Here is a 14,403-nt window from a genome sequence, read left to right as displayed (position 1 = left end):
ACTTCCCGGACCCGCCACCACCGACTCTACAACCTGACCCAAGATCCACTTGACACAGAGAGGAGCCGTCTAGGGCGTCGTCTCCGTCCGCCGCGCCGACAGTGCCGCGCCCACCTGCTCGGCGAGGGTGATCGCGACGGCCAGCTGCTCGCGGTCGGGGCGCCGCACGGCCGTCGACGAGGTCAGCACGTAGTGGCCGTAGGAGGCCCCGCCGTACTCGACGGGGAGGCTGATCTCGTCCATCGTCGGCAGCCCCTCCCGCTCGACGTCCACCTCGTGGCCGCTCCACGTGACGGCACCGTCGCGGAACAGGCGGACGGCGCCGTCGACGGGGCCCGGGTCGAACCGGCAGGCGTCGAGGTCGAGGACGTCGGAGATCTGCCGGCCGACCCGCTCGACCAGCTCCGGCAGCGACGACTCGCCCGACGCCACCGTCCGGGCCACCGCGGTGACACCGGCGAGGTAGCCCTCGCGACGGCTCGACCGCGACTGCTGGCGGCGGCCCCACAGGGCGATCTCGGTGACCGCGAGCCCGACGAGCACCAGCAGCACCGCGGTCTCGATGTCGTCGCGGTTCGCGATCGCGAGCGTGCCGTAGGGGGCGGTGAGCAGGAGGTCGAACCACAGCGCGCCCGCCAGTGCCGCCCCCACGCCGGCGAGCCGGTTGCCCGTGGCGGCCACACCGACGACGACCAGCACGAGCAGCAGCGCGGCGTTCGTGCTCACCACGTCGGCCCGGAACGGTACGAGCAGCCCGCACAGCGCGAGAGGGGCGAGCACGGCGACGGTGATCATGACGGGCGTAGAGCTTCGCATCCCCGCATGAAGCGCGCCGCGGCGGCCGGCGTCAAGGCGGCTTGACGGCTCCTTGACGCCCGCGACCGTCCGGCGCGCCCGACGGTAGGGTCCGACCCACCTCGACAGACGGGAAGGACTGCACACGATGACCGCCGAGACGATCGAGTTCCAGGCCGAGGCGCGCCAGCTGCTCCAGCTGATGGTCCACTCGATCTATTCCAACCGCGACGTGTTCCTGCGGGAGCTGATCTCCAACGCCTCCGACGCGCTGGACAAGCTGCGGCTGGAGACCTACCGGGACAAGGACCTGCAGGTCGACGTCTCCGACCTGCACGTGGAGATCACCGCCGACGCCGACGCGCGCACGGTCACGGTGCGCGACAACGGGATCGGCATGACCCGCGACGAGGTGGTGGCGCTGATCGGCACCATCGCGAAGTCCGGCACCGCGGAGATGCTCGCGTCGCTGCGCGCGGCCAACGACTCCCAGGAGATCGGGGCCGCTCAGGAGCTGATCGGCAAGTTCGGCGTCGGGTTCTACTCGAGCTTCATGGTCGCCGACTCGGTCACCATGGTCACCCGCCGCGCCGGCTCCGACGCCGGGGTGCGCTGGGAGTCCGCCGGAGAGGGCAGCTACACCGTCGACGACGAGCCCGACGCCCCCCAGGGCACCTCGGTGACGTTGGCGCTCAAGCCGGCCGACGCCGAGGACGCCATGCCCGACTACACCGACCCGTCGACGATCCGGCGGATCGTCACCCGGTACTCGGACTTCATCACCTGGCCGATCCGCCTCTCCGGCGAGACCGAGCCGCTCAACCGCATGAAGGCGCTCTGGGCGCGCCCGAAGGACGACGTCTCCGCGGAGGAGTACGCCGAGTTCTACCGGCACGTCAGCCACGACTGGCAGGAGCCGCTGGAGACCATCCGGCTGCAGGCCGAGGGCACCTTCGAGTACCAGGCGCTGCTGTTCCTGCCGTCGCGGGCGCCGATGGACCTGTTCCTGCGCGAGAGCCGCCGCGGCGTGCAGCTCTACGTGCGCCGGGTGTTCATCATGGACGACTGCGAGGCGCTCGTCCCGGAGTACCTGCGCTTCGTCAAGGGCGTGGTCGACGCCGCCGACCTCTCGCTCAACGTCTCGCGCGAGATCCTCCAGCAGGACCGCCAGATCCAGCTGATCCGCAAGCGCCTGGTGCGCAAGGTGCTCTCGACGATCAAGGCCCTTCAGACCGACGACGCCGAGAAGTACGCCACCTTCTGGGGCGAGATGGGCCGCGCGGTCAAGGAGGGGCTGCTCGAGGACCCCGACAACCGCGCCGAGATCCTCGCGGTCTGCTCGTTCGCCAGCACCCACGATCCGGAGAAGCCGACGACGCTCGCCGCCTACAAGGAGCGGATGCCCGAGGGCCAGGAGCAGATCCTCTACGCCACCGGCGAGTCGCGCACCGCGATCGAGAACTCCCCGCACATGGAGGCCCTGCGCGCCAAGGGGCACGAGGTGCTGCTGCTCACCGACCCGATCGACGAGGTGTGGGTCGAGCAGGTCGGCGAGTTCGACGGCACCCCGCTGGCGTCGATCGCGAAGGGCGCCACCGAGGACGACGAGGTGGAGGGCGCCGAGCAGTTCGCCGGGCTCGTGTCGTGGATGGGGGAGGTGCTCGCCGACGACGTGCGGGAGGTGCGCCTCACCTCGCGGCTCACCACCTCGCCCGCGTGCCTCGTGGGCGACAGCACCGACATGACCCCGACCCTGGAGAAGATGTACCGGGCGATGGGCCAGGAGCTGCCGACGATCAAGCGGATCCTCGAGCTGAACCCCGGCCACCCGCTGGTGGCCGGCCTGCGCACGGCGCACGAGGAGCGGCCCGACGACGCGGCCCTGGCCGACACGGCCCGCCTCCTCGCGGGCATGGCCCTGCTGGCCGAGGGCGGGGACCTGACCGACCCGGCCGGCTTCGTCCAGATCCTGGCGCGGCGCCTGGAGGGCACGCTCTGACGGTGCCCGGGATCGGCGGGCGGGGTCAGGCGCTGCGGGCCTCGGCGAGCATGGTCCGGCAGAGCCGGGAGAGCGGGTGGCGGCTGCCGTAGCGGGCGTCGACGCTCACGAGCACCGACTCGAGCGGCTCGACCGCGGTGGTCGGCCGCCCGGCCGCGAACCGGGCCAGCGCGAGTTCGATGCGGGCGTTGTGGGTGGACGCGTGACCGTTGCCGAGCACCCGCTCGCGGTCGACGACCAGCGCGGCGAGCTCGGCGGCCGCCACCCCGCTCTGGCCCAGCGCCAGGCGCGCGGCCGCGAGGTTCCCGCGGACGACGAGGGTGTCGGGGTGGTCGTGGCCCAGCGCCCGCTCGCAGTCGGCGGCGAGCACCGTCAGCCGGTCCAGCGCGGCGCCCGGCTGGTCGTCGGCGAGGTCGGCCAGGGCCAGCTCGTTCTCCGCGGCGAGGGTGTCGAGGTGGTCCGGGCCCAGCGCGTGGCCGCGCTCCGCCGCGTGCTGCTCGAGGATCGGGCGCATCAGGCTCAGCCCCGCCTCGGTCGTCGCGAGCGCCTTCCGGGCCGCGTCCCGCAGCGCCCGGGCGGCGGCGCCGGGTCGCATCCAGACCCCGCGGCCGCGCCGCTCGTCCAGTGCCGTGCTGTGGACAGCCATCGATCCCCCGATCGGCCGTGTTCGACGGAACCCTGCCACGCAGAGTAGCCAGTATCGCGTCGGTTCGGGTGACCACTCACCGCTGACAGCCGACCTTTCGTCACCACATGTGCTCATTCTTCGGCGAACGGGTGATTATCATGCCGCCATTCGAGTACCGCGAAGGGACGCTCATGTCACTGCTCGCCGCGAGTCCCACCGTCGGGAACCCCGGCCTCAACCTGACGATCTTCGCCGGGTTCGTCCTGGCGACCTTCGCCATCATGATCGCCACCGCGCGCGGCGGGCGGGCCACCACCGACTACTACACCGGCGGCCAGGGTTTCACCGGCGCGCAGAACGGCATCGCGATCGCGGGGGACTACCTGTCCGCCGCGGCGTTCCTGGGCGTCGTCGGCGCGGTGGCGGTCTACGGCTACGACGGCGTCATGTTCGCGATCGGCTCGCTGACCGGCTGGGTGATCGCGCTGCTGTTCGTCGCCGAGCCGCTGCGCAACACCGGCCGCTACACGATGGCCGACGTGCTGAGCTACCGGCTGCGGGTGCGCCCGGTGCGGGCGGCCGCCGCCACGTCGACGCTGCTCGTGTCCATGCTCTACCTGGTGGCCCAGATCGCCGGGGCCGGCGGGCTCGTCTCCCTGCTGGTGGGCATCGGAAACTCCGACCGGTTCAGCCAGTCGGTCGTCATCGGCGGCGTGGGTGTGCTCATGCTCGTCTACGTGCTGGTCGGCGGCATGAAGGGCACCACGTGGGTGCAGATCCTCAAGGCGGCGCTGCTGGTCGTCGCGGGCGCGTCGCTCGCGGTGTGGGTGCTGGGCCGGTGGGGGTTCAACCTCTCCTCGCTGCTGGGCTCCACGATGCAGGCCAACCCGGGAGCCGGTGCGGCGCTGCTGCAGCCCGGCCCGCAGTACGGGCAGACGGGCCTGTCGAAGCTCGACTTCCTCTCGCTCGGGCTGGCGGGGCTGCTCGGCCCGGCGAGCCTCCCGCACGTGCTGATGCGCTTCTACACCGTGCCCGACGGCCGGGCCGCGCGTCGCTCGGCGGTGTGGGCGATCTGGCTCATCGGCGGGTTCTTCCTCGCCGCCATCGTCATCGGCTACGGCGCCGCCGCCCTCGTCGGGCCGGAGGCCATCACCGCGGCGGCGGGCGAGTCGAACGCCGCCGCGCCGCTGCTGGCCTACGAGCTGGGCGGGGAGATCCTGCTCGGCGTCGTCGCGGCGGTCGCGTTCGCCACGATCCTCGCCGTCGTCGCCGGCCTGACGATCACCGCGTCGGCCTCGTTCGCCCACGACGTCTACGCGGGGGTCCTCAAGGGCGGCCACGCCGAGCCCCGCAAGGAGGTGCGGGTGGCGCGCGGCACCGCCGTGGTGGTGGGGATCGCCGCCATCGCCGGCGGCATCGTGGCCAACGGTCAGAACATCGCCGTGCTGGTCGGGCTGACGTTCGCGGTGGCCGCGTCGGCCCACCTGCCGTCGCTGCTCTACACGCTGTACTGGCCGCGCTTCACCACCACGGGCGCGGTGCTGAGCATCTGGGGCGGCATGATCATCGCGCTCGGGCTGGTGGCGTTCTCCCCGGAGGTGTCCGGGCGCCCGACGTCGCTGTTCCCCGACGTCGACTTCGCCTGGTTCCCCTTCGCCAACCCGGGGATGGTGTCGATCCCGGCGTCGTTCCTGCTGGGTGCGGTCGGCACGTGGTGCAGCCGCCGCCCCGACCGCGACGCGCGGCGCCGGCAGGCCGAGATGGAGGTGCGGGCGCTGACGGGCGCGAGTGCCGACCGGGCGACGCGGCGCCGCAGCCCGGTGGCGGCGGTGCGCCGCCACCGGGTCTGATACCTCTCAGGCCGGGGTGATCCGGTCGAGCCAGGAGGAGTCGCTCATCGCGCCACCTCCGCCACGTGGCTCTCCCTGATCTTGTGCTTCTGCAGTTTTCCCGTGGCCGTGCGTGGCAGCTCGGCCACGAAGTCGATGCTGCGCGGCACCTTGAACCGCGCGATCCGTCCGCTGAGGAAGGCCAGCAGCTCCGCCTCCAGCTCGGGGCCGGGCTCGACGCCCTCGGCCGGCTGGACGACGGCCTTCACCACCTCGCCCATCTCCTCGTCGGGCACCCCGATCACGGCGAGGTCGAACACGGCCGGGTGCAGCGTCAGGGCGTTCTCCACCTCCTGCGGGTAGATGTTCACCCCGCCCGAGATGATCATGAACGCCTTGCGGTCGGTGAGGAAGAGGAAGCCGTCCTCGTCGACGTAGCCGACGTCGCCGGTGGTGCCCCACGTCGGATGGTCGGGGTGCTGCGCCCCGGCCGTCTTCTCCGGGTCGTTGTGGTAGGCGAACGGGAACTCCTCGCGCTCGAACCAGACGACGCCCACACTGCCCGTCGGCACCTCCAGTCCGTCGTCGTCGCAGATGTGGATGACGCCCAGGATCGAGCGCCCGACCGATCCCGGGTGCTCCAGCCAGGTGGCCGAGTCGATCACCGTGAGGCCGACCGCCTCCGTCGCGGCGTAGTACTCGTGAAGGGTGTCCTGCCCCCACCACTCGATCATCTTCTGCTTGACCTCCACGGGGCACGGCGCCCCCGCGTGGATGGCCACGCGCAGCGACGAGAGGTCGTGGCGCTCGCGGACCTCGGCCGGGAGCTTGAGCATCCGGACGAACATCGTGGGCACCCACTGGCTGTGCGTGGCGCCGAAGCGTTCGATCGCGGCCAGCGCGGCGGCCGGCTCGAACCGCGGCATGACGACCACGGTGCCGCCCACGGAGTGGATCATGCCGCCGAACCGGAGCGGGGCGGCGTGGTAGAGCGGCGCGGGGGAGAGGTAGACGGTGTCGCCGTCGAAGCCGTAGAGCGGGCCGAACAGGCCCAGCAGGGGGTCGGCGACCTCCGCCACCGACCCCTCGGGCAACGGCGCCTTCACGCCCTTCGGCCGGCCGGTGGTGCCCGAGGAGTAGAGCAGGTCCCGGCCCCGGGGCTGCTCCGCCAGCGGCTCGGCCGGGGCGGCGGCGAGCGTGTCGTCGTAGTCGTCGTACCCGGGCACGCCCCCGCCGACGGCCAGCCGCAGTGCCACATCGGGCGTGTCGGCCACGATGTCGACGGCCACGTCGCGCAGCGCCGAGGTGACCACGAGCGCCCGGGCGCCGCAGTCGCCCACGATGTAGGCGACCTCGGGCGCGGTGAGGTGCTGGTTGATGGCGGTGATGTAGAGCCCGCTGCGCATCGCGGCCCAGAACACCACGTAGTACTGCAGCGAGTTCTCCGACAGCAGTGCGACGTCGTCGCCGGGGCGCAGGCCGGCGGCGTGCAGCACCCGCGACAGCCGGATCGAGCGGTCGTCGAGCTCGGCGTAGGTCAGCGTGGCGCCGGAGTCCGCCATCACGACGGCGGGCTTGTCGGGGGTGGTCGCGGCGAACGTTCCCGGGTACACGGCTGTCTCCTCGCTGAGGCACCTGTCGGTCGGCGACCCCAGCGTGACACGCCGCGACCGCCACCGCGCTCGCCGACGCGTTCGACGGCCGGGCGGCGCGCCGTGCCGCTACCTCGCGGAAGGGGGGACAGGTAGGGCGTGCGGTGCTGCTCGCGCCGTCCTAACCTCACCGGCATGGCGCTGGCGCAGGGTCTGCTCGGCACGACGGGTGAGCCGGTCGAGTTCAGCTGGACCGTCGACGACGTTCTGCTCTACGCGCTCGCGGTGGGCGCAGGCCACGACGATCCCCTGGGGGAGCTGGCCTTCACCACCGACAACACCGACGGAGTGGGCCCCGCGGTGCTGCCCACCTACGCGAACATCATCACGCGCGGTTCCCGCATCCCGCTCGGTGACTTCGACCCGGCCCTGCTGGTGCACGCCGAGCAGGGCTTCCGGCTGCACGCACCCCTGCCGGTGGAGGGTCGCGCCACCACCACGTCCACCGTCACCGGGGTCTTCGACAAGGGCCGCGGCGCGTTGGTGCGCACCGAGGCCGAGGCGGTCGACGCCGCCACCGGGCAGCCGCTCGCCACCACCGTCCAGTCCGTGTTCATCGGCGGTGAGGGCGGCTTCGGCGGCCCGCGCGGGTCGTCCGGGCCGTCGCCGGTGCCCGAGTCCGCGCCCGACCACATCGTCGGCTACACCACCGCGCCCGGCCAGGCGCTGCTCTACCGGCTCACCGGTGACCGCAACCCGCTGCACACCGACCCCGCGTTCGCCCGGCGCGGTGGCTTCGACCGCCCGATCCTGCACGGCATGTGCACCTACGGCTTCACCGCGCGGGCGCTGCTCGCCACGGTCTGCGACGGTGACCCGGCCCGGTTCCGCGGCATGGACGCCCGGTTCACGCGCCCGGTGCTGCCCGGCGCCGAGCTGACCGTCTCGGTCTGGCGCGACGGCGCTGGCGCCTGGTTCCGCACCACCAGCGGCGGCGAGACGGTCCTGGACCGCGGCCGCCTGGACATCGGGTAGGAGAGCTCATGGGCGTGCTCGACGGACGGACCGCGGTCGTCACCGGAGGGGCGCGGGGCATCGGCGCCGCGATCTCCCGGCGCTTCGCCGCAGAGGGCGCGGCGGTGGTCGTCAACGACCTCGGCGGCGGCCCCGACGGGTCCGGGAGCGACGCGGGCGCCGCCGAGGCGATCGTCGCGGAGATCCGCGCGACGGGCGGCCGGGCCGTCGCCGACGGCGGCGACATCGCCGACACCGACACGGGGAAGCGGCTGGTCGCCACGGCGGTGGAGGAGTTCGGCGGGCTGGACGTGCTGGTGAACTCCGCGGGCGTGCTTCGCGACCGGATGATCTTCAACATGTCCGACGAGGAGTGGGACGTGGTGATCCGCGTGCACCTGCGTGGCCACTTCTCGGCCTCCCGCGCGGCGGCCGCGTACTTCCGCGAGCAGCGCAACCCGGACGGCCACTACCGGATCGTCAACTTCACCTCGCACTCCGGGCTGGAGGGTTCACCCGGCCAGGCCAACTACGCCACGGCGAAGATGGGCGTGGTCGGGCTGACCTACTCGCTGGCCCAGGGACTGGCCCGCTACGGCGTCACGGCCAACGCCATCGCGCCGGCCGCCGCCACCCGCCTGGTGGCCACCGTGCCGCAGGAGCGCAAGGCCATCCAGGACCGTCCCGCCGACGACGATCCCAGCCGCTCCCCGGACAACATCGCCGCCCTGGCGCTCTACCTGGCCAGCGACCGGTCGGGCTGGCTGACCGGCCGCGTGCTCGGCGCCGTCGGGTTCTCGGTCGGCGTCTACCAGAACCCGACGGTGATCGGCGAGGTCACCTCCGACGGGCCCTGGAGCTTCGACGACCTGGCCGCCCAGATGGAGCGCGACGTCCGCGAAGTGGCCGACGGCCTGCCGCCGAGCCTCTTCGCGGCCCAGGCCGCGAACCGGAAGGCCTGAGCCGGCCGTTCAGGTGGCGTCCGTGTCGACGGCCGGTCGCGCGGACGGGACCGGCCCGTTCGACGGCGGGGAGGGCTCGTCGAGCAGGTGCCGCATCAGCGCCGAGCGTGGATCGCGCAGCGACCGCAGGTCCTGCAGCGGCCCGCGCAACTGCTCGAGTGGTTCGCGCAGCTGGTCGAACTCGGGGCCGAGCTCGCTGCGGAGCTGTCGGTTGGCGTGGCCGGCGAACTCCCGGACCCTGCGGATGTTCTGGCCGACCCACGTCGCGGCGGCGGGCAGGCGCTCCGGACCCAGGACGAATAGTGCGATCACGGCCAACACGAACAATTTCTCATAGCTGATACCGAACATCGTCATCCCCTGTCGGGCCGGACCGTGCTCCCCAATGCGCACAACGACTTCATCTTCGCCATCCTCGGCGAGGAGCTGGGCTTCGTCGGTGCCTTCCTGGTGATCACGCTGTTCGGGGTACTGGTCAACGCCGCCCGGCACGAACCCGAGGCCGTCGCGGCCCTGCGCCGCCGCAACGGCCAGGGTCGTGCCTCACGCCTGCTGCGTCTGGGCGTCCCGGAGCCGTACCGGGCCAGCACTAGAAGCTCCGCTGGAGGATGAGCACCGAGCGCGAGGTGACCTCGATGGTGCTGCCCGGCGCGGGGAAGCGGCGGCGGTCGTCGGCCAGGAGCGGGTCGGCCGTGTCGAGCGCGGTCTTCCAGCCCTTGCCGTAGCTCTCGTCGGGCAGCACGAACGTCTGGTCCTCGTGGTGGGCGTTGAACAGCAGCATGAACGAGTCGTCGACGATCTGCATGCCCAGCTCGTCACGGTCGGGGATGCCGGCGCCGTTGAGGTAGACGGTGAGGGTCTGCGTCGCGGCGCCGTCCCAGTCGGCGTCGCTCATCGGCTGGCCGTCCTGGCGCAGCCAGGCGATGTCGTCGATGTTGCTCCCGCGCACCGGGCGGCCCTGGAAGAACCGCTGCCGGCGGAAGATCGGGTGCTCGGCACGCATCCGGGCGAGGCGGGCGGTGAAGTCGGTGAGCACGTCCTGGTAGCGGGCGGCCTCCCAGTCCACCCAGGACAGTTCGTTGTCCTGGCAGTAGACGTTGTTGTTGCCGTGCTGGGTGCGCCCCAGCTCGTCGCCGTGCGCGATCATCGGCACGCCCTGGCTCAGCAGCAGCGTGGTCATGATGTTGCGCTTCTGCCGCTCGCGCAGCGCGTAGATCGCGTCGTCGTCGGTGGGGCCCTCGGCGCCGCAGTTCCAGGACCGGTTGTGGCTCTCGCCGTCGTTGTTGTCCTCGCCGTTGGCCTCGTTGTGCTTCTCGTTGTAGGAGACGAGGTCCTGCAGCGTGAAGCCGTCGTGGGCGGTGACGAAGTTGATCGAGGCGATGGGGCGGCGGTTGTCGGCCTCGTAGAGGTCGGAGCTGCCGGTGAAGCGCGCCGCGAACTCGCCGAGGCTGGCCGGTTCGCCCCGCCAGAAGTCGCGGACGGTGTCGCGGTACTTGCCGTTCCACTCGGTCCACAGCGGCGGGAACCCGCCCACCTGGTAGCCGCCGTCGCCGACGTCCCAGGGCTCGGCGATGAGCTTGACCTGGCTGACGATCGGGTCCTGGTTGATCAGGTCGAAGAACGCCGAGAGCCGGTCGACGGCGTGGAACTCCCGCGCCAGCGACGAGGCGAGGTCGAACCGGAAGCCGTCGACGTGCATCTCGGTGACCCAGTAGCGCAGCGAGTCCATGAGCAGCCGCAGCGACTCGTGGTGGCGCACGTTGAGGCTGTTGCCGGTGCCGGTCGTGTCGAAGTAGTGCTTCTCGTCGCCCTCGACGAGCCGGTAGTAGGCCTGGTTGTCGATGCCGCGGAACGACAGCGTCGGGCCCATGTGGTTGCCTTCGGCGGTGTGGTTGTAGACCACGTCGAGGATCACCTCGATCCCCGCCTTGTGCAGGGTGCGCACCATCGACTTGAACTCGTAGACCTGCTCGCCGCGCGTGCCGAAGCTCGCGTACCTGTTGTGCGGGGCGAAGAAGCCGATGGAGTTGTAGCCCCAGTAGTTCGACAGGCCCTTGTCCACCAGCGTCGAGTCGTTGACGAACTGGTGCACCGGCATCAGTTCGATCGCCGTGACGCCCAGCTTCTTCAGGTGGGCGATCGTGGCCGGGTGCGCGATGGCGGCGTAGCTGCCGCGCACGTCCTCGGGGATGTCGGGGTGGCGCATCGTCATGCCCTTGACGTGGGCCTCGTAGATGATCGACTCGTTGTACGGCACGCGCGGCGGCTGGTCGCCCGCCCAGTCGAAGAAGGTGTTGATCACCACCGAGGTCATCGCCTGCGGCGCGGAGTCCTCCTCGTTGAACGAGTCGGGGTCGCCGAAGTCGTAGGAGAACAGCGACTGACCCCACTCGATCTCACCGTCGACGGCCTTCGCGTACGGGTCGAGCAGCAGCTTGGCCGGGTTGCAGCGCAGACCGGCGGCCGGCTCGTAGGGGCCGTGCACGCGGTAGCCGTAGCGCTGCCCGGGCCAGATGCGCGGCAGGTAGCCGTGCCAGACCAGCCCGTTGCGCTCCGGGAGGTCGACGCGGCTCTCGGTGCCGTCGTCGTCGAACAGGCAGAGCTCGATGCGCTCGCCGACCTCCGAGAAGATCGCGAAGTTCGTGCCCCCGCCGTCGAACGAGGACCCCAGCGGGTAGGGCGAGCCGGGCCAGATGTGCACAAGACCTCCGGGAGACGTGCTGCCGAAGCGGCAGCACGTCTTTCTAGAGCACGCGGGCCCGTCCGGCGACTCGGGGCGGCTCAGGTGCCGGGCGCGATGAAGAACTCGAGGGCGATGTTGTCGGGGTCGCGGAAGGAGATGCCGCTGCCGTAGTGGGCCTTCTTGATGCCGCCGTGGGGGATCCCGAGGGCGTTGAGCCTGCCCTCCCACAGCTGCAGCTCCACCGTGCCCGAGAGGGCGAATCCGATGTGGTCGAGGCCGGTGCGGTGCTCGTCGGCGCGGTCCTTCGTCTCGGCGCCCATGTGCGTGTGGAGCCCGAAGAGCATGCCGCCGTCGAGGGCGAAGACGGTGTGGTGGAACGCGCCGCCCTCCTCGTCCTCGTCGAGGACGGGCTCGGCGCCGAACAGCGTCGAGTACCACTGGGTGCTGCGCCTCAGATCCGAGACGGTGATGGCGACGTGCTGTAGACCGGGGAATGCCATGGGGAGGCTCCTTCGACTCGATGGCGGACCCCCACCCTCACGCGGAAAGGGGGACGGGGGCAACCCGGGACCGACGAACGGCCGTCCCGTCGCATAGGTTCCGACCGGAGTGCCGTTCATCTGACTGGAGGAGCCCGTGTCCGTCACCTACGAGGTTCGCGACCGGGTCGCGTGGATCACCATCGACCGGCCCGAGGCGCGCAACGCCCTCAACGCCGCCGTGCGGGCCGGGATCCTCACCGCCTACGAGCGGTTCGCCGCCGACGACGCCGCGGCCGTCGCCGTGCTGACCGGAGCGGGGGACAAGGCGTTCTGTGCGGGCGGCGACCTCAAGGAGATGGCCGACACCGCGCTGAAAGTTCCGGGCCGCGCGTTCGTGCCGCATCTGGGCCGCACCGTGCACGTCGACAAGCCGGTGATCGCCGCCGTCAACGGCGTGGCCTACGCGGGCGGTTTCCTGCTCGCGCAGTCGGTGGACCTCGTCGTGGCGGCCGACCACGCCCGGTTCGCGATCACCGAGGCGAAGATCGGCCGCGGCTCGCCGTGGGCGGCGCCGCTGCCGTGGCTCATCCCGCCGCGGGTGGCGATGGAGATGGTGCTCACCGGCGACCCGATCAGCGCGCAGCGGGCCTACGAGCTGGGGCTGGTCAACAAGGTGGTGCCGGCCGCCGACCTGGTGGCCGAGACGCAGCGGCTCGCCCTGACGATCGCCGGCAACGCGCCGCTGTCGGTGCGCGCGGGCAAGGCGATGGTCTACGCCAGCGCCGAGATGGGCTGGTCCGCCGCACTGGACACCGCGGACCGGATCTACGAGGGCGTCTACCTCTCCGAGGACGCTCAGGAGGGGCCGGCCTCGTTCCGCGACAAGCGTCCGCCGGTCTGGAAGGGCCGGTAGGGTCGCGGCGATGGCACGAGCACTCCGGGATCTCATGACCGTCCGCGTCGTCACCGTCCGCGCCGACGAACCGATCTCCGCAGCGGTCGACCGGATGACCCGCTTCGGCTTCAGCGCGCTGCCCGTGGTCACCGGTTCGTCCCGGCTCGTCGGCATGGTGAGCCTGCTCGACGTCCTGCGTTTCCGCGAGGTGCACCGCACCGAGGGCGTCGAGGCCGACGAGCGGACGTCGGTGGAGGAGATCATGACCCCCGACGTGCTGTCGATGTCGGCCACCGCCAACGCGGCCGCGGTCGCGGAGCGGCTGCGCAGCCACGGCCAGCTGCGCGTGCTGCCCGTCGTGCAGGGCGGCAGGCTGGTGGGCGTCGTCACCCGCAGCGACCTGCTCCGTCACCGTGCGGACGGCGGCTCCCGGCCGGGTCTGCGCCGGCTGTTCGGCGGCGGCCGCGACCGCACCGAGGACGACGCACTCGCCGCCATGGTGCGGGTCCGCCGCACCGGACCGGCGCCGTCGGCGGGAACGCCCGTGACGGCCGTGATGACCCGCGAGGTCGTCGCGGTCGCCGCACGCGAGCCCGTCGCCGTCGCGGCCCGGCTGATGCTGGAGCACCGCCACACCGCGCTCCCGGTGGTGGAGGGGGAGGGGCGGCTGGTGGGGATCATCAGCGAGGCCGACATCCTGGCCGACCCGCTCGCCGGCCGGAAGGCCCACTCCACGGTGTCGTCGGTGATGACGAGGACCCCGGTCACGGTGGACGCCCGCGCGACGGTGGGCGACGCGCAGGCCCTGGTGGCCGACCACGGGCTGCGCACGGTCCCGGTGGTGGACGGAGCGACCCTGGCCGGGGTCGTGAGCCGCAGCGACCTGATCTGACGAGCGGGGTCCGGAACATCGGCCCCGTGCAGGGCGTTCCATCGGCGGTACCAGCAACATCGAGGAGGCAACAGGATGACAACCGAGACCGCGATCCTCGCCGGGGGCTGCTTCTGGGGAGCGCAGGAGCTCGTGCGGCGGCGCCCCGGGGTGATCTCCACGCGCGTGGGGTACTCGGGCGGCGACACCCCGAACGCCACCTACCGCAACCACGGCGACCACGCCGAGGCCGTCGAGATCGTCTTCGACCCCTCCGTGATCACCTACCGCGAGCTGCTGGAGTTCTTCTTCCAGATCCACGACCCGTCGACGAAGGACCGCCAGGGCAACGACCTGGGCCGCAGCTACCGCTCGGCGATCTACTACACCTCCGACGAGCAGAAGGCGACGGCGATCGACACCATCGCCGACGTCGACGCGTCCGGCCTGTGGCCGGGCAAGGTCGTCACCGAGGTGGAGCCGGCCGGGCCGTTCTGGGAGGCCGAGCCCGAGCACCAGGACTACCTGCAGAAGTACCCCACCGGATACACGTGCCACTTCGTGCGGCCGGGCTGGGTCCTGCCGAAGCGCGAGGCGGAGACCGCGCGCTGAACCCGAGACCTCGGATGTCTGCCCGCGTCTGTCTTGTTGGT

General features: G+C 71.7%; 14 protein-coding genes. 8 read left to right on the top strand and 6 right to left on the bottom strand.

The window, feature by feature from the left end; genetic code table 11:
- Positions 1-69: 69 nt before the first annotated feature.
- Complete coding sequence (locus tag BGP03_RS18015) at positions 70-795, bottom strand: DUF4118 domain-containing protein (RefSeq protein ID WP_298795287.1); 726 nt, start codon at positions 793-795, stop codon at positions 70-72.
- Positions 796-943: 148 nt separating this feature from the next.
- On the opposite strand from BGP03_RS18015, the gene htpG reads away from it, so the two are divergent.
- Positions 944-2,794 carry a molecular chaperone HtpG gene (gene htpG, locus BGP03_RS18010; protein ID WP_298795289.1) on the top strand — a complete coding sequence of 617 codons (1,851 nt, stop codon included), beginning with the start codon at positions 944-946 and terminating at the stop codon, positions 2,792-2,794.
- A gap of 25 nt (positions 2,795-2,819) precedes the next feature.
- Here the strand turns inward: htpG and BGP03_RS18005 are convergent, their stop codons facing one another.
- Positions 2,820-3,440 carry a hypothetical protein gene (locus BGP03_RS18005; RefSeq protein ID WP_296371877.1) on the bottom strand — a complete coding sequence of 207 codons (621 nt, stop codon included), beginning with the start codon at positions 3,438-3,440 and terminating at the stop codon, positions 2,820-2,822.
- A 173-nt stretch (positions 3,441-3,613) separates the two neighbouring features.
- Here BGP03_RS18005 and BGP03_RS18000 point away from each other — a divergent pair, with 173 nt between their 5' ends.
- Positions 3,614-5,272, top strand: a complete 1,659-nt coding sequence (locus tag BGP03_RS18000; RefSeq protein ID WP_298795337.1) for a cation acetate symporter — start codon at positions 3,614-3,616, stop codon at positions 5,270-5,272.
- Between the two features lie 44 nt (positions 5,273-5,316).
- Here BGP03_RS18000 and BGP03_RS17995 read toward each other — a convergent pair whose 3' ends face one another.
- On the bottom strand, positions 5,317-6,864 hold the full coding sequence (locus tag BGP03_RS17995; protein ID WP_298795291.1) for an acyl-CoA synthetase: 1,548 nt from the start codon (positions 6,862-6,864) through the stop codon (positions 5,317-5,319).
- A gap of 174 nt (positions 6,865-7,038) precedes the next feature.
- On the opposite strand from BGP03_RS17995, the gene BGP03_RS17990 reads away from it, so the two are divergent.
- Positions 7,039-7,878 carry a MaoC/PaaZ C-terminal domain-containing protein gene (locus tag BGP03_RS17990; RefSeq protein WP_298795293.1) on the top strand — a complete coding sequence of 280 codons (840 nt, stop codon included), beginning with the start codon at positions 7,039-7,041 and terminating at the stop codon, positions 7,876-7,878.
- Between the two features lie 8 nt (positions 7,879-7,886).
- Entirely contained in the window at positions 7,887-8,819 is a 933-nt protein-coding gene (locus tag BGP03_RS17985) for an SDR family NAD(P)-dependent oxidoreductase (RefSeq protein WP_296371872.1), read from the top strand.
- A gap of 9 nt (positions 8,820-8,828) precedes the next feature.
- Here BGP03_RS17985 and BGP03_RS17980 read toward each other — a convergent pair whose 3' ends face one another.
- The gene (locus tag BGP03_RS17980; RefSeq protein WP_296371870.1) at positions 8,829-9,311 is read right to left on the bottom strand and encodes a twin-arginine translocase TatA/TatE family subunit; all 483 of its coding nucleotides are present in this window, start codon (positions 9,309-9,311) and stop codon (positions 8,829-8,831) included.
- On the opposite strand from BGP03_RS17980, the gene BGP03_RS17975 reads away from it, so the two are divergent.
- Positions 9,222-9,431, top strand: a complete 210-nt coding sequence (locus BGP03_RS17975) for a hypothetical protein (RefSeq protein WP_296372179.1) — start codon at positions 9,222-9,224, stop codon at positions 9,429-9,431. The two genes, BGP03_RS17980 and BGP03_RS17975, sit on opposite strands and share 90 nt — an antisense overlap.
- Here BGP03_RS17975 and glgX read toward each other — a convergent pair.
- Complete coding sequence (glgX, locus tag BGP03_RS17970; protein WP_298795299.1) at positions 9,409-11,520, bottom strand: glycogen debranching protein GlgX; 2,112 nt, start codon at positions 11,518-11,520, stop codon at positions 9,409-9,411. The two genes, BGP03_RS17975 and glgX, sit on opposite strands and share 23 nt — an antisense overlap.
- An 80-nt stretch (positions 11,521-11,600) precedes the next feature.
- A complete protein-coding gene (locus BGP03_RS17965; RefSeq protein ID WP_298795301.1) occupies positions 11,601-12,002 on the bottom strand; it encodes a VOC family protein in 402 nt (133 codons plus the stop codon).
- Between the two features lie 136 nt (positions 12,003-12,138).
- Between BGP03_RS17965 and BGP03_RS17960 the strand changes: the two genes are divergently transcribed.
- The 3 genes from BGP03_RS17960 to msrA all read left to right on the top strand — a co-directional run bounded on the left by BGP03_RS17960 (position 12,139) and on the right by msrA (position 14,362).
- Complete coding sequence (locus tag BGP03_RS17960) at positions 12,139-12,897, top strand: enoyl-CoA hydratase-related protein (RefSeq protein WP_296371866.1); 759 nt, start codon at positions 12,139-12,141, stop codon at positions 12,895-12,897.
- Between the two features lie 10 nt (positions 12,898-12,907).
- Positions 12,908-13,771 (top strand): CBS domain-containing protein, encoded by an 864-nt coding sequence (locus tag BGP03_RS17955; RefSeq protein ID WP_296371864.1) that lies wholly within the window; start codon positions 12,908-12,910, stop codon positions 13,769-13,771.
- A 75-nt stretch (positions 13,772-13,846) separates the two neighbouring features.
- Positions 13,847-14,362 (top strand): peptide-methionine (S)-S-oxide reductase MsrA, encoded by a 516-nt coding sequence (gene msrA, locus BGP03_RS17950; RefSeq protein ID WP_296371862.1) that lies wholly within the window; start codon positions 13,847-13,849, stop codon positions 14,360-14,362.
- Positions 14,363-14,403 lie beyond the last annotated feature (41 nt).

It is taken from the genome of Pseudonocardia sp. 73-21, assembly GCF_001899645.1.
Taxonomy (GTDB): Bacteria; Actinomycetota; Actinomycetes; order Mycobacteriales; family Pseudonocardiaceae; genus Pseudonocardia.
This window is presented reverse-complemented; position numbering and strand designations above follow the sequence as displayed.

Bases quoted from the DNA above. Each gene is read 5' to 3' on its own strand.
- htpG (WP_298795289.1), top strand. From the start codon at position 944: ATGACCGCCGAGACGATCGAGTTCCAGGCCGAGGCGCGCCAGCTGCTC.
- BGP03_RS17965 (WP_298795301.1), bottom strand. From the start codon at position 12,002: ATGGCATTCCCCGGTCTACAGCACGTCGCCATCACCGTCTCGGATCTG.
- BGP03_RS17985 (WP_296371872.1), top strand. From the start codon at position 7,887: ATGGGCGTGCTCGACGGACGGACCGCGGTCGTCACCGGAGGGGCGCGG.
- msrA (WP_296371862.1), top strand. From the start codon at position 13,847: ATGACAACCGAGACCGCGATCCTCGCCGGGGGCTGCTTCTGGGGAGCG.
- BGP03_RS17955 (WP_296371864.1), top strand. From the start codon at position 12,908: ATGGCACGAGCACTCCGGGATCTCATGACCGTCCGCGTCGTCACCGTC.
- BGP03_RS18015 (WP_298795287.1), bottom strand. From the start codon at position 795: ATGATCACCGTCGCCGTGCTCGCCCCTCTCGCGCTGTGCGGGCTGCTC.
- BGP03_RS17990 (WP_298795293.1), top strand. From the start codon at position 7,039: ATGGCGCTGGCGCAGGGTCTGCTCGGCACGACGGGTGAGCCGGTCGAG.
- BGP03_RS18005 (WP_296371877.1), bottom strand. From the start codon at position 3,440: ATGGCTGTCCACAGCACGGCACTGGACGAGCGGCGCGGCCGCGGGGTC.
- BGP03_RS18000 (WP_298795337.1), top strand. From the start codon at position 3,614: ATGTCACTGCTCGCCGCGAGTCCCACCGTCGGGAACCCCGGCCTCAAC.